17 protein-coding genes are annotated in these 14,390 nt (G+C 52.2%); 4 read left to right on the top strand and 13 right to left on the bottom strand.

Translation table 11 applies throughout. The annotated features are described in order from the left end of the window. The 12 genes from INP78_RS06650 to INP78_RS06595 all read right to left on the bottom strand — a co-directional run bounded on the left by INP78_RS06650 (window position 1) and on the right by INP78_RS06595 (window position 8,864). The gene (locus INP78_RS06650; protein WP_228522710.1) at window positions 1-1,035 is read right to left on the bottom strand and encodes an iron ABC transporter permease; all 1,035 of its coding nucleotides are present in this window, start codon (window positions 1,033-1,035) and stop codon (window positions 1-3) included. A gap of 23 nt (window positions 1,036-1,058) precedes the next feature. Beyond that, window positions 1,059-1,976, bottom strand: a complete 918-nt coding sequence (locus INP78_RS06645) for a hemin ABC transporter substrate-binding protein (RefSeq protein ID WP_228522709.1) — start codon at window positions 1,974-1,976, stop codon at window positions 1,059-1,061. A 2-nt stretch (window positions 1,977-1,978) separates the two neighbouring features. Next, complete coding sequence (locus INP78_RS06640; protein ID WP_194741404.1) at window positions 1,979-3,055, bottom strand: hemin-degrading factor; 1,077 nt, start codon at window positions 3,053-3,055, stop codon at window positions 1,979-1,981. A 17-nt stretch (window positions 3,056-3,072) separates the two neighbouring features. Beyond that, window positions 3,073-3,621 (bottom strand): HugZ family protein, encoded by a 549-nt coding sequence (locus tag INP78_RS06635; protein ID WP_194741403.1) that lies wholly within the window; start codon window positions 3,619-3,621, stop codon window positions 3,073-3,075. 225 nt (window positions 3,622-3,846) lie between these two features. Continuing rightward, a complete protein-coding gene (locus INP78_RS06630; RefSeq protein WP_194741402.1) occupies window positions 3,847-4,053 on the bottom strand; it encodes a hypothetical protein in 207 nt (68 codons plus the stop codon). 79 nt (window positions 4,054-4,132) lie between these two features. After that, window positions 4,133-5,269, bottom strand: a complete 1,137-nt coding sequence (locus INP78_RS06625; RefSeq protein WP_194741401.1) for a PepSY domain-containing protein — start codon at window positions 5,267-5,269, stop codon at window positions 4,133-4,135. Window positions 5,270-5,290: 21 nt separating this feature from the next. Then, entirely contained in the window at window positions 5,291-5,707 is a 417-nt protein-coding gene (locus tag INP78_RS06620) for a biopolymer transporter ExbD (RefSeq protein WP_194741730.1), read from the bottom strand. Further along, complete coding sequence (locus INP78_RS06615) at window positions 5,707-6,450, bottom strand: MotA/TolQ/ExbB proton channel family protein (RefSeq protein ID WP_194741400.1); 744 nt, start codon at window positions 6,448-6,450, stop codon at window positions 5,707-5,709. Before INP78_RS06615 ends, INP78_RS06620 begins: the two co-directional genes overlap by 1 nt. A gap of 44 nt (window positions 6,451-6,494) precedes the next feature. Further along, window positions 6,495-7,358, bottom strand: a complete 864-nt coding sequence (locus tag INP78_RS06610; RefSeq protein ID WP_194741399.1) for an energy transducer TonB — start codon at window positions 7,356-7,358, stop codon at window positions 6,495-6,497. Window positions 7,359-7,436: 78 nt separating this feature from the next. Further along, on the bottom strand, window positions 7,437-7,664 hold the full coding sequence (gene hemP, locus INP78_RS06605; RefSeq protein ID WP_194741398.1) for a hemin uptake protein HemP: 228 nt from the start codon (window positions 7,662-7,664) through the stop codon (window positions 7,437-7,439). Between the two features lie 194 nt (window positions 7,665-7,858). After that, window positions 7,859-8,476, bottom strand: a complete 618-nt coding sequence (rpsD, locus tag INP78_RS06600; RefSeq protein WP_194741397.1) for a 30S ribosomal protein S4 — start codon at window positions 8,474-8,476, stop codon at window positions 7,859-7,861. 64 nt (window positions 8,477-8,540) lie between these two features. Then, on the bottom strand, window positions 8,541-8,864 hold the full coding sequence (locus INP78_RS06595; protein ID WP_194741396.1) for a hypothetical protein: 324 nt from the start codon (window positions 8,862-8,864) through the stop codon (window positions 8,541-8,543). A gap of 205 nt (window positions 8,865-9,069) precedes the next feature. Here INP78_RS06595 and ilvB point away from each other — a divergent pair, with 205 nt between their 5' ends. The 4 genes from ilvB to asd all read left to right on the top strand — a co-directional run bounded on the left by ilvB (window position 9,070) and on the right by asd (window position 13,427). Continuing rightward, window positions 9,070-10,833: a biosynthetic-type acetolactate synthase large subunit gene (ilvB, locus tag INP78_RS06590; RefSeq protein WP_194741395.1), complete on the top strand. Its 1,764-nt coding sequence runs from the start codon at window positions 9,070-9,072 to the stop codon at window positions 10,831-10,833. After that, on the top strand, window positions 10,833-11,324 hold the full coding sequence (gene ilvN / locus INP78_RS06585) for an acetolactate synthase small subunit (RefSeq protein ID WP_018987330.1): 492 nt from the start codon (window positions 10,833-10,835) through the stop codon (window positions 11,322-11,324). Before ilvB ends, ilvN begins: the two co-directional genes overlap by 1 nt. Window positions 11,325-11,379: 55 nt before the next feature. Beyond that, window positions 11,380-12,396 (top strand): ketol-acid reductoisomerase, encoded by a 1,017-nt coding sequence (ilvC, locus tag INP78_RS06580; protein WP_194741394.1) that lies wholly within the window; start codon window positions 11,380-11,382, stop codon window positions 12,394-12,396. 182 nt (window positions 12,397-12,578) lie between these two features. Further along, on the top strand, window positions 12,579-13,427 hold the full coding sequence (gene asd / locus INP78_RS06575; protein ID WP_194741393.1) for an archaetidylserine decarboxylase: 849 nt from the start codon (window positions 12,579-12,581) through the stop codon (window positions 13,425-13,427). A gap of 62 nt (window positions 13,428-13,489) precedes the next feature. Here the strand turns inward: asd and INP78_RS06570 are convergent, their stop codons facing one another. After that, a complete protein-coding gene (locus INP78_RS06570; protein WP_194741392.1) occupies window positions 13,490-14,389 on the bottom strand; it encodes a LysR family transcriptional regulator in 900 nt (299 codons plus the stop codon). Window position 14,390 lies beyond the last annotated feature (1 nt).

Genomic DNA, 14,390 nt, shown 5'->3' with positions numbered 1-14,390 from the left:
CTAACCGCCCTTTCTAACGCTGGTTAACAAGGCCAGAAAGAAAGGTGCACCAAGCAAGGCGGTAAAGATACCCACCGGGATTTCTGCCGGGATCGCGACGATTCTGGCAGTGGTATCAGCGACCAGTAAAATGATGGCACCGACCAGCATGGCCAATGGCACTAGACGGCGCTGGTCGGGCCCTACGACCAGCCGCACAATATGCGGTGCCACCAGGCCAATAAAGCCGATCACACCGCACCAGGCAACTGAGAAGCCACATAACAGCGCGACCAGAATAATCACGCAGCGGCGCAGATGGCGGACATGAATGCCCACGTGCGCGGCAGCGGCTTCGCCTAGCGCTAGGGCATTCATGGCGCCTACCAGTCGCCGCGCATACCAGATCGCGGCCAGCAATAACAACGACAATGCCGCCACTAACGACCAGCTACCACCTGCCAGCGAGCCCAGCGTCCAAAAGGTCAGGCTGCGTAATTGTTCGTCAGTCGCCAGGTAAGTACACAAACCAATGATGGCCGCAGCCAGCGCATTGAGCGCAATGCCGGTCAGCAATAATCCGGCGATCGAATCTGCTGTCAGCCAACGGGCGACCGTATCCAGCAGCAAACACACACCCACAGCACCCGCAAACGCCGTCAGCGGTAGCACCCAAAAACGCCAGGCAATTGGGATATCAATGCCGCTGCCCGCGAGCACCACAATGGTCAAAGCCGCCGCACAGGCGGCGCCACTGGTGACACCCAACAAGCCAGGATCAGCCAGCGGGTTACGAAACAGGCCTTGCGTTAATGCACCAGACAAGCCAAGCACCGCGCCCACCAAAGCCGCAAACAAAATACGCGGCAAACGCAGGTTCCACAGCACATAGGCACCACTGGTGAGCGGCTCTTCGTGACGCCACAACACCCGCCAGTCATCAGCAGTGACAGGCACTGCACCCGCCCAGGCCGCCACCCAAAAACAGAGCAGCAACACTATCCATAAAAACCAGACCGGCCTGTTGAGCAGGCCGGTGGTGAAACGCGAAGTCAAGGATATCGCTCCTGCCGTTGCACTCATGTACTCATCACTTTCAGCAATGCGTTGTCCAGCGCAGTCAGTGCTTGTGGCATGCGCGGGCCAAAGCCCAGCATAAACATGGCTTCTAACGAAGCGACGCGACGCTTTTGCCCCGCAGGGGTTTGCGCCACGCCCGGCAGTTTCAATACGCCATCAATCCCGCCGACAATGCTCAAGCCCTGGTCAGTAAATAACACCACATCCGGCTGGGCCGCAATCACGGCTTCCGGCGTCAATGGCTTGAAGCCATCAAAACCCTGCACGGCATTTTGTGCACCCACATAATGCAGCATGGCTTCCGCGCTGCTGCCCTTGCCGCCCACCATGACCTGACCCGGGCTATGCGAGAGAATAAAGAGCACACGTGGCGCAGGCGATTTACGGGCCAGGATAGGCTCACGTGCACGCTGCCAGTCCGCTTTCATTTTCTCGACCAGTTGTGTTGCCTGTGTTGGGCGGTCAATTAAAGTGCCTAGTCGAGCCACGCGATCCAGCACGCCTTCAAATTTATCATTCGCGGCCAAAATAGTGACCGGCACGCCCGCAGCACTGATCTGACGCAGCACCGCAGGCGGTCCGGCATCTTCAGTCGCGATGACATGATTGGGCGCCAATGCCAGAATGCCTTCACTGGACAAAGTGCGCGCATAGCCCACACTCGGTAGCTTGGTTGCCGCCTCCGGATACAGCGAAGTGGTATCTACCCCCGCCAGCTCCTGACTGGCACCCAAGGCATAAATAATCTCCGTCAGTGCACCACCGATACTGACGATACGGCGTGCAGACTTTTTATCCGCTGCCCACAGGCTTTGCGGCAGGCAAACACTGGCAGCCAGCGCGCCCGCCTGCAACAAAAATTGACGGCGAGCGGGTATGATTGCCAGATCGTCTTGGGACATATTTAAAAATGACATATTTAACTCAGACATAACGCATTATCATTGAGCAGACCTTCAACCAAGATCCGCCATGTAGCAAGCTCTGGTTTGCCAGGTTTGCGCTCACCAAAAAACATGGCAATCACCTCGCCATGCTGGTCAAACAGCTCCAGTGAAGTCACCAAGCCATCGACGGTTGGCTTACGCACAATCCACGCACTGGCAATATGGTCTTCACGCAAATGCAGGTTAAAACCGGGATCCAGCACATTGAGCCACGGGCCCATCACCGCAATCTTTTTCACTGGGCCAGAGTGAATCTGGATCATGCCCGGATTACCGACAAAGATCATGATGGCGACGTTGTCACTGGCAGCCGTTTCCAGCAACTGACGGGCGCTGGCGGGATTGATTTGCTGCACAAAACGCGCTTCGCCGAGGCGCATGCTCTGCAGGCGTGACACACCAAACTTTTTTAACAAGGCAAAAAAATCATGCGTATCCTGCAACGCTGCCCATGCCGCCTGAAAACCATCGACATCAATACTGTCATCAGCTTGCTCGGCAACTGGCGTGGCGGCTGGCAGGGGCACCAATCCGGGCTGCTGGTCTGCATCCGCAAACTGCGCCACAAAAGCCTCATAGGCTGCCACATGACTTTGCGGTTTGATAAAGACTTTATGAATCGCGGTGCCAGTGGCATCAAAAAACTGCAAACTCTGTTGAATGCTGTTTTCGCCGCTTTCTGACACGGCAAAACCATGTGCCCATTGCCCATAAAACGCACGCAAATCAATCTCTGCGCCCAGCACCAGCCCTACGTGATTGCTATCACTCACATTGGTATAGACGCCGGTTTTTTCATGCACACATGAAAGATTACGCGTTAAAGCCATCACCTCGCCCAATGGCTCCAGCGACTTGATTAACGTTGGCCACACAGGCTGCAGGCGGGTCGCACGCATCAAGGGCTCCTCATGTCCGGCACCCACATGCGCAGCAATCAGCTCGCCTTCAGAAATCTGCAGCTTTTCTGCAATATCGCGATGGCGCGCCTTGCCCGACTGGCGCTCAATGACAAATTGCTGACGGATAAACGCACTCGTGTGACTCATGACGGCATCTCTCAGGCTTAAGCCAATTCGTCCAGTTTTTGCTGGCTGGCCTGGTCTGGCGCAGCATGGCCTTGGTCATTACGGTGTGTGATTTGCAGCAAATCCTGGCCATTGAGATGGTAGGCCTTAGCAAACCCAGCCACATAACTACCATGGGTAGGCGTTAATTCCACCATATGAAAATCGGTCAGTTTGCCAATCGCATCCATGAACTTGCCAAACTTGTCATAGAACAAAGCCATCACTTCATCAAACTTGGGCGTGTTTCTAGCCACTTCTTGCGTGTCACATTTGAACACCAGGCGTTTTCTGGCAAACAGGTGGCCAGCGTCTTTTTCACTCTCGATAAACATGGCTGAACAACGGCCAGTTTCACGCAGATTAGCGCAATGCGTCGCCAACTCACTCACGTAGATATAAAACTTGTTATCGCGCTCAACAAATGCGGCATAACTCGCCTCAGGGATGCCCTGGGCATTGGTCGTCGCCAACTGCACAGATTTAAACAACCCTTTAAAAGCAATGGCTTCCTCGCCCACGGATTGCAACTTTTCGTTCTCGTTCATGCAACTTCTCCTATTGTTCATGAAGCAATACACTGCGTATTGTTTTTATTCACACAGCGCTTGCAGACACTGCGACAGACCATCACAGCAATTAATGATATTCTATATGATAATCATTATTATTTACAATAATGATTTGATGCTTGCCGACAGCAGGTTCAAGAGGTCTTTATGAAAAGTCAGGGCGTCATGACAGCGCTTGCGCAAAAGCAAGCCGCCAGCCATTTAACGACGGATGATGAGTGGCTGTAGCCAATAGAAAAAGATAGCGACCAGCACAGGGATGCCAATGGCGGCATTCGCCAGCCACTCACGCGCATCGTCATAGACCAGGGCAAAAATCAGCCCGGCCAATGAAATCACGGCGATGAGCAAGGGCCAGAAAAAAATTTGGGAGAGTTGTTTATTAGGCATAAATAAGTGCGTCACCATATTGCTCAACCTCCACAGAAAAACTGCGTTTCATAGGCTTCACTCGTTTGATCAGTGTCGCTTTAGTAGGCTTTGTTTTTCAATAAGCCTCGCTTAGCGTAATTCTTGAACGGATATCCGGCACATACTGGTGCCGTTTTTTCCACCACAGCATCAAACCGGTCCACAATACAATAATCGTAATCACATCCAGCACCGCCCATAACCATTTCAAAGTGGTGCCACCATAATCCCCAAAATGCAGTGGCTGCGAAATCAGCAAGGCCACCAGGTACCAAGGTAAGTCACGGCTATCGGTCAAGGTGGCCGTACGTGCATCAACCAGCACAGGTTTAAACAGGCGCTTGGTGATGGGTGAATCGCCACGCATAAAAATACCGAAATGATGTGGGCTGGCATAAGCCGTGCCGGGGAAGGCAATAAAGCCCAATTGCATGTCGGGTTCGGTTTGTTGCGCGACCTGTACAGAAGCCTGCAATGAGGCAAATTTCTCCGGCGGCGGCAGATTTTTGTAAGGCGCAATCATTTGCGACATCTGGTCAAACTGCCAATATTTCACCAGCAAATCAGACCAGGCGTTAATCACCCCCGTCGCAGCGACCACCAGCGCCCAGCTTAAGGTCACAATACCGAGGAAGTTATGAATATCCAGCCGCTTGAGTTTTTTGCCACGCTGACGGCGAATCTCGCCAAATGCCAGCTTGCGCATAAACGGCGCATACAGCACCACACCCGACACAATCGCGATCACCAGCAAAAAGCCCATCAAGCCCAGAAACAACATGCCCGGCAAACCGGCAAACAAATCCACATGCAGCTTGAACATGATGTACATAAAGCCTTCTTCTACCGGCGGCTCACCCAGCACTTGTGCCGTGCGTGCGTCCAGCACCACTTGCCTGAACCCGCTCTCGGCATCTACCGTTTTAGCCATGCTGATGACCCATTGCAGCGGCTCATCCTCTTCACGGTACATATACAAAGGCACCATGCCGGGCTGTTTGGTTTTGGCCGCAGCAAGCATGGCATCCATACTGGCCATCGGCCCTTGATGCGCAATCTCGGGCGTTGCGATATGGTTGCCTAACCAGTCACCAATTTCATGGTGAAAGATCAATGGCAGCCCGGTCAGGCACAGCAACAGCATAAATACCGTGCATACCAGGCTGGACCATTTATGCACCCATGCCCAGGTTCGGATAGAGGACTGCGTCATATAAAAACTCTAGCGGTGTGCTTACGGTTGCGGCTGGCTAACAAAACCCACTTTTTTCATGCCAGCCGTCTGTGCTTTCGCCAACACTTCGGCCAACACCTGATAACGTGTATTTTTGTCAGCACGAATCTGCAGTTCTGGCTGCTGTTGTTTGCCAGCCTCTTCGGACATGCGGGTAGCCAGGTCAGCAGACTGGATTTCAGTGTCATTCCAGAAAATCTTGCCATCCACATCGACCGCGAGGTCAATGACTTCCGGCTTTTCTTCCAATGGTTGCGAGGTCGCTTGCGGCAGGTCAATCTTCACCGCATGCGTGAGCAAAGGTGCCGTGATAATAAAAATCACCAGCAACACCAGCATCACATCCACCAATGGCGTGGTGTTGATTTCACTCATGGGCTGGGTGTGCTCACCCGCACTGAATGGATTTTGGCCCATCATACATTGCCACCTTTGGTTGCCACTTTGGCGTGCAGCTCTGTGACATTGGCTGGTTTGCCACCGGCTTTAATCACCAGCGGTGCACCTGTCGTCAACAAGGTATGCAGATCTTGGGCAAAACTTTCCAGCTCAGCCATCACACTGCGGTTAGCCTTGATAAACGCGTTATACGCCAGCACGGCAGGAATCGCCACCGCCAGGCCAATCGCCGTCATGATCAACGCTTCACCGACAGGGCCGGCCACTTTATCAATGGTCGCAACGCCTGATTGGCCAATGGCTGTCAGCGCATGGTAAATGCCCCACACCGTACCGAACAAACCAACAAATGGCGCTACGCTACCGACAGAGGCCAACACGGACAAACCACTCTCCAACGCGGCCTGCTCTTGCGACAGTGTGCGGCGCAATTGACGCGCAATAAACTCATCCTGGCTGCAAGCCGCGCCTAATGACTGGCTGGCATATTGCTGATGGTGCTGAGTAGATTCAACCGCAGTCAGCGCCAGACGGAACGCTGGTGACTGCAACTGCGCCTCTTGCAATGCCTCCTGCAAGGTGGCCTTACGCCAGAACTGGCGCACATAGGCAGACACATCGCGCTTGCGCTTAAACACTTGCCAGGATTTCACCAGGATAAAGTACCAGCTCAATACTGACATGGTCAGTAAAATCAGCGCCACCAAAACCGACACCACACCGCCTTCGGTGATAAAAGCCAAACCACTTGTTGATTGCATCAAAAATTCCCTTTCACTTTAAACTTACTTATCCCGCAAACTGACTATTCTTGCGTCAGCGAGAATGACAATGGTACATGCACATAAGCACTGATGGCTTTTTGACCTTTGCGTGCGGGCACAAAACGCCACTGTTTCACCGCCGCCACCGCCGCTTTATCCAAGCGCTCAAAACCACTGCTATTAATCACTTCTACGGATTCCGGACGACCCTCAACAGAAACCAGTACATTCATCAGCACTTTACCCTCTTCGCCCGCACGCTGAGACAATCTAGGATACTCTGGTCGCGGATTATTCAGGTAAGCCACCCCGAATTTTGGCGGCTCCTCTTTTTCCTCAACCTCTTGTTTAGGCGGCGCGGCGGCGACTGGCGCAGCCTTGCTCGGCGCAGCAGCCACAGGCGCCTCTAATGGCGGCGCCGATGGCTGTGTGCTGGCTTCAAACCGCGGCTGGTCCGGCGTGGTTTCTACAATACGCTCCACCACCGGGGCCGGACGCTCTATAGGCTTGGGGGTGTCCTTGGGCTTCGCCACTGGCTTGACCACGGGTTGCTGTTTGATGATAGGCACCAGCTCCGGCGCAGGCGCTTCTTCTTTCTTAGCCGGCAAGGTGATCAGGGAGACTGTCATTGGCTCAGGTTTAGGCTCAATAATCTGCGGCTCTTCATGTAACACCAACCAGGCAATCACTGCGGCATGCAACGCCACCACAGCCAGCATACCGAGACCATGCCAACCCTGACGCTGCTCTCGCAATAACCAGTCTTCAGCAGCCAGCACAGACCAGCGAAAAATACCGGCCAACTCGCCCAACTGCCGACGATGCAGGCTAAGCTCAGGCATCTGCGACACCTGGCTGCGCTCAGGCTTTAACGATATCCCACGCAAGGACTCACGTTGCACCATTAGCACACTCCTCTGATAAAACCACAAAAGGCAACACGATGGTTGCCTGCATTACACATACATCTCACGCAAAAACCTCTATTGATCTTGCTGAACACATTCTGACACCGAATATCCTGGGCACTTGGTCAGCAGTAATTTATTTTGCTTGGTGCGGGTCAACCTGTAAGTCTCACCACCATGCACAATCGCCAATACGCCGGCTTCGCCCAACAATTGCCCGGCTTCTATCGTCGGCACCCGCTGCGATGTGATACCGGTCGCATTCTGCGCCTCACCTAACGATGATTGCAAGCGATTCGTCATGCTTTATAATCCAGTCAAAAAAAGGCCGACTTATATGCAAAAGCATCGCGGCATAGGATTTCAAGGAACACCCTTACCAGGGGTAATTTGGCGCATGAATAATCACGCCTAATTTGAGCAATGACATGTTGGGGTTAGGAGCATTGCTCAAATGCTTTACCAACAGCCCTGATGCATCAGGACCGCCAGTGAAATTAAACACGGTTAGAGTAATACTCAACCACTTGCTGCACATCAATCGGGAACGGCACATCTTCAATAGACGGCAAATGACCGATTTTTGCGCTTGCAGACGCTGTTTCTACCGACAACCACTCAGGAATCGTCAGGCTAGGCGTTGCCATGGCATCGACCACCATTGGGATTTTGCGGCTCTTTTCTTTCACCGTCACCACATCCCCAATTTGCAAACGAATAGAGGCAATGTTGGCTGATTTACCGTTGAGCAGCACATGGCCATGGTTCACCAGTTGACGCGCGGCAATGCCTGTAGGCGCAAAACCCGCACGAAACACCACGTTATCCAAACGGCGCTCCAGCAAAGACATCAACTTTTCACCCGTTGGCTCGCTGCCTTTACGCGCTTCCAAGATCAGGCGACGCATCTGCTTTTCGCTCACACCGTAGTTAAAACGAATCTTCTGCTTTTCAACCAGCTTGACCGCAAAGTCAGAACGGCGGCGGCGTGACGCCTGCTGCCCATGCTGACCTGGTGGATTAGGGCGATTTTCAATCGACTTACGTGACAATCCGGGCAGCTCAACGCCCAATGCACGCATAATCTTCAGTCTGGGTCCTGTGGTTCTTGCCATGAATCTATAGCCTTTCTTGATTTATCTTTTATTACTATCTTTTAAATGTATCGTCAGCCGCTTGTTACTGCAGGGTGGCTGGCTGCGGCACAAAATCTGTCACCGCCTGCTGCATCGCAAACTCCTGGTGTGCCTGCAGCAAAGCCTGCCAATCCTGCAACAACTGTTTGGCTGCGGATTGAATCAACCCGCTTTCCGCATATTCAGGCGCGGTCAGCGTCTGCGCCAGACTACAACCCAACAAAGCCAGGTCCTCAGAAGGATTCACCGCATAGCGCGTGGCCACACAACTCAGTGAAACCAACACCGCACTAGCCGTTGGCAAATCTGGATCAAACAAATGACTGGCTGGCGCTGCGTAATCAACTTGCATTGCAATGACTTTCATTTAATCGTTTATGCAAATGATAATGTTTCTCATTTATGATGTCAACTATTGTTTGCAATCACCAGCAAAGCCTTTCCTGCTATTAGGCATACACCCAACATCCCAGAGATATCAACCCGCCCGATTGATCGACAATCTTGACCAAATTAGTAAAGCAAGCTAATGTATAGGGTTCAACAATTATTAGCCGAAAAATCAAGGTTTTATGGACGCTTCAGCCCACTCCGCGACAGACACCCACGCCAAATCCATGACAGGTGCGGACATCGTTGTCTCCTGCCTGAATGAGGAAAAAGTCAAATTCGTCTTTGGCTATCCAGGCGGTGCGGTCTTGCACATTTACGACGCACTCTACAAACAGAATGGCTTCAAGCACATTCTGGTGCGCCACGAACAGGCAGCCGTACACGCGGCAGATGCTTATTCACGTGCAACAGGTGATGTGGGCGTCGCCTTGGTCACCAGCGGCCCAGGCGCCACCAATGCGGTGACTGGGATTGCCACGGCTTATATGGACTCCATCCCTATGGTGGTCATCAGTGGTCAGGTACCTGTACCGGCCATTGGCATGGACGCCTTCCAGGAAGTGGACATGGTGGGTGTCACTCGCCCCTGTGTAAAACACAACTTCCTGGTCAAGCATGTCAAAGACATTGCGCCTACCATCAAGAAAGCATTCTTCATTGCCAAAACCGGCCGTCCAGGCCCAGTCGTGGTCGACATTCCTAAAGACATCACGGCGCACGTGGCAGACTTTATCTACCCAAAAACGGTAGAAATGCGTTCTTACAACCCAATTTTGAAAGGCCATAGCGGCCAGATCAAAAAAGCAGTCAAGTTACTGCTGGGTGCCAAACGCCCGATGATTTACACCGGCGGCGGCTTGGTATTGGGTAATGGCGCAGCTGAGCTGGTTAAACTGGCCAAGGCACTCAACTTCCCGGTGACCAACACCCTGATGGGCTTGGGTGGTTATCCAGCCACTGACCGACAGTTTGTCGGCATGCTGGGCATGCACGGCACCTATGAAGCCAACATGGCCATGCAGCACTGTGACGTGTTGCTGGCGGTAGGCGCACGCTTTGACGACCGCGTGATTGGCAACCCAAAACACTTCTCCGGCCAGAAACGTACCATTATTCATATCGACGTCGATCCTTCCAGCATTTCCAAACGCGTGAAGGTTGATGTGCCGATTGTGGGCGATGTGCAGTCTGTATTAGCTGACATGAATGAAATCCTGTCACAGGAAGAAAACCAGACCACGGATACCGCTGACTGGTGGACGCAGATTAACGAATGGCGTGGCATCCAGTCACTGGATTACGCCTATTCAGACACCGTGATCAAACCACAATACGTGGTGCAAAAACTGTGGGAAGTGACCAAAGGCGAAGCCTATGTAACTTCTGACGTGGGCCAGCACCAGATGTGGGCTGCGCAATACTACAAATTCGACAAACCACGTCGCTGGATTAACTCTGGCGGCCTGGGCACCATGGGCGTGGGCTTGCCCTACGCCATGGGCTGCCAGTTTGCGGATAAAAATGCGCAAGTGGCCTGTATCACCGGTGAAGGCAGCATCCAGATGAATATCCAGGAGCTGTCAACCTGTGCGCAATACGGCTTGCCGATCAAAGTCATCCTGCTCAATAACCGTTACCTGGGCATGGTGCGTCAGTGGCAAGAGTTCTTCTATGAGAACCGCTACTCCGAGTCTTACATGGACAGCCTGCCAGACTTCGTCAAACTGGCCGAGTCTTATGGCCATGTGGGCATGAACATTACCAACCCTGCCGATGTAGAAGGCGCGCTCAAAGAAGCATTTGATAAAAAAGACAAGTTTGTGTTTATGAACTTCTTAACTGACCAAGCCGAAAACGTCTTCCCGATGGTTGAAAACGGCAAGGGCCTCTCCGAAATGGTATTGAGCCCACGCACCGCCAGCCGTCTGAAAGGGGAAGAATAATGCGCCATATTATTTCACTGCTGATGGAAAACGAAGCAGGCGCCCTGTCACGCGTGGCAGGCCTGTTTTCTGCGCGCGGTTACAACATTGAATCACTCACCGTGGCGGTCACCGAAGACCCTACCCTGTCACGCATGACTATTGTAACGACTGGCTCCGATGATGTGATTGAACAAATTATCAAGCAACTCAACAAGTTGATTGACGTGGTCAAAGTGCTGGACCTCAACGATGGCAAGCACATTGAGCGCGAACTGATGCTGGTCAAGGTCAAAGCCACCGGCGTCCATAAAGACGAAATGAAGCGTATGTGCGACATTTTCCGCGGCCGTATTATCGATGTGGCCGACAATAGTTACACCATTGAGCTTACCGGCTCTTGCAGCAAACTGGATGCATTTATTGAAGCCATAGACCGCAGCGCGATTCTGGAAACCGTGCGTACCGGCGCGTCCGGCATTGGTCGTGGCGACCGCATCCTCAAAGTTTAATCGACAGTATTTCCACCTATTACCTAAGCATTTGTATTGAAAGGCAAAAGCAGACATGAACGTTTATTACGACAAAGACGCCGACTTAAGCATCATTAAAGGCAAAAAAGTGACTATCGTGGGCTACGGTTCACAAGGCCATGCACACGCAGCCAACCTGCGTGACAGCGGTGTGAACGTCACTATCGGTTTGCGTAAAGGCGGCGGCTCATGGGCAAAAGCCGAAGGCGCTGGCCACACGACTTTAGAAATCGCAGCCGCAGTGAAAGAAGCTGACGTTGTGATGGTATTGCTGCCAGACGAAACCATGGCAGAAATCTTCAATGCCGAAATCGCACCTAACCTGAAAAAAGGCGCAGCGTTGGCATTTGCCCACGGCTTTAACATTCACTACAACCAAATCGTGCCACGCGCCGATCTGGACGTGATCATGATCGCGCCTAAAGGCCCAGGCCACACCGTGCGCTCCGAATACCTCAAAGGCGGCGGCGTACCTTCACTGATCGCTGTTTACCAAAACGTTTCTGGCAAAGCGAAAGACATCGCATTGTCATACGCAGCAGCTAACGGCGGCACCAAAGGTGGCGTGATCGAGACTGACTTCCGTGAAGAAACAGAAACTGACTTGTTCGGTGAACAAGCTGTGCTGTGTGGTGGCGCGGTTGAGTTGGTTAAAGCTGGTTTCGAAACATTGGTTGAAGCTGGTTACGCGCCAGAAATGGCCTACTTCGAGTGCTTGCACGAACTGAAACTGATTGTTGACCTGATGTACGAAGGCGGCATTGCCAACATGAACTACTCCATCTCCAACAACGCGGAGTACGGTGAGTACGTGACAGGCCCACAAGTGATCAACAGCCAGTCTAAAGACGCAATGCGTCAGTGCCTGGCTAACATCCAGAACGGTAACTACGCTAAACAGTTCATCCTGGAAGGCCGTACAAACTACCCAGAAATGACTGCACGCCGTCGTTTGAACGCTGCTCACCCAATCGAGCAAGTCGGTAACAAATTGCGCGCCATGATGCCTTGGATTGCGAAAAACAAACTGGTTGATCAATCTAAGAACTAATTTTTGGAATTCAACCAAGCTGAACTCTGTTTAATTAAACAACGGTAGGCAAAAAGCACAGGCTGATATATCGCCTGTGCTTTTTTATTTGTAAAATCACACTAATAAAGACATGATAAAAACGGATTCTTGCAACAAAGTGAGAGCCGCCCAATAAGGGATACAAGAGAAGAAGGACAAAAGTGAAACTCGCCATTCTGCTGCAATACATCGCCCCCAAACAATTACTGACGGCCGCCGCCGGCAAACTGGCGCACTGGCAAGCTGGACGCCTGACCACGGCGTTTATCGGCTGGTTTGTCAACAAATACCACGTCAATATGGAAGAAGCGCTCAATGGCGATATTGGCAGCTACGCGACCTTCAACCTGTTCTTCACCCGCCCACTCAAACCAGGCGCAAGACCTTTAGCGAATAATGCGTTTGTCTGCCCGGTCGATGGTGCCATCAGCCAGTTTGGCAAGATTGAAAACGGCCAGATCTTCCAGGCCAAAGGGCATCATTACACAGCGCAGACACTCGTCGGCGGCGATACGACACTAGCGGCTAATTTCGATAGCGGCAGCTTTGCCTGCTTGTATCTGAGCCCCAAAGACTATCACCGCATTCATATGCCTTGCGATGGCAAGCTACTGAGTATGACTTATGTGCCAGGCGACTTATTCTCAGTGAATCCACTCACCGCGACCAATGTGCCCGGCCTGTTTGCGCGCAACGAGCGTGTCGTGTGTACCTTTGAATCTGCCCAGCATGGCAAGTTTGTATTAGTACTGGTTGGCGCAACGATTGTTGGGAGCATGGCCACTGTTTGGCACGATGCTAAAGACCGCATTATCAACCCGCCACGCCCAGGCAAAGTGGTGCATTGGGACTACAGCGACCGCAACATCAGCCTGAAGCAAGGCGAAGAAATGGGCCGCTTCCTGCTAGGCTCTACGGTGGTGATGCTGTTTGAAAAAGACGTGCTCGCCTTTAATGATAGCTGGCATGCGGGCAAACCGATTCGCCTCGGTGAAGCGATGGGGAAATAACGTCATCTCTGTGGTTTAGACAAGATCAATACGCAGCAGCCCATCTCACTCTGCAAATCAGTTTAGCCTTTCAAACCTCGCACAAAATCAAGAAATACACTTGTTTTCAAGGGCATATGCGCCCTACTTGGATAGAGCGCATACAGAGGAAATTGCTCTTCTGACCAATCCGGAAACAAGTTAACCAACCGCCCCTCGGCCAACAATTCGCTGATTCCAAAACTCATCGTTTGGGCGATCGCAACGCCTGCCAGGCAAACGCTATGAAGCGTCCCTGCATCATTTACAGTAATCGGTCCACTGACTGGAATCACCACTTTCTCTTTTGCTGTATGAAACTCCCACTCGAATGGCCTACCAGTTTCAGGATCTCTGAATTGAATGCAGGCGTGAGCAACCAAATCCTGCGGCGTTTGCGGTCGCCCATGGCGCTGAATGTAAGCGGGCGAAGCAACGGTAAGGATGTTGGTATCGAACAACTTGCTGGCAATTAAGCTGGATGTACGGGGATTACCAAAGCGTAACGCCAGATCAAAACCATCAGCCACCATGTCACCAAGCTGATGTCTTGTCATGATTTCTAGATGTAGTCCGGGATGCTGTGCAATGAATGCACCTAATTGCGGACCCAATACAAGTCTAGAGAAAAAGGGGTCAACCGTTACTCGCAAACGCCCTCGCACTTCGACCTTGTCTGTAGCGAGAGATGTTGTGACCTCTTCCATTTTTGTCAGTAACGGCAGGATTTGCTCGTAAAATCGGCGCCCTTCATCCGTCAGACTCACAGAGCGCGTAGTACGATCAAACATACGCACGCCTAACCGAGCCTCAAGTCTTGCCACGGCCCTACTGACGCCAGATTGTGACATATCCAATATATCACCTGCGCCAGCAAAAGAGCCGCTATCAATAATGGCTGAAAGGACGCTTATACCATTTAGCAGTTTCTCATCAAACGCCACA

It is taken from the genome of Methylophilus sp. 14 (genome assembly GCF_015354345.1).
Classification (GTDB): Bacteria; Pseudomonadota; Gammaproteobacteria; order Burkholderiales; family Methylophilaceae; genus Methylophilus.
This window is presented reverse-complemented; position numbering and strand designations above follow the sequence as displayed.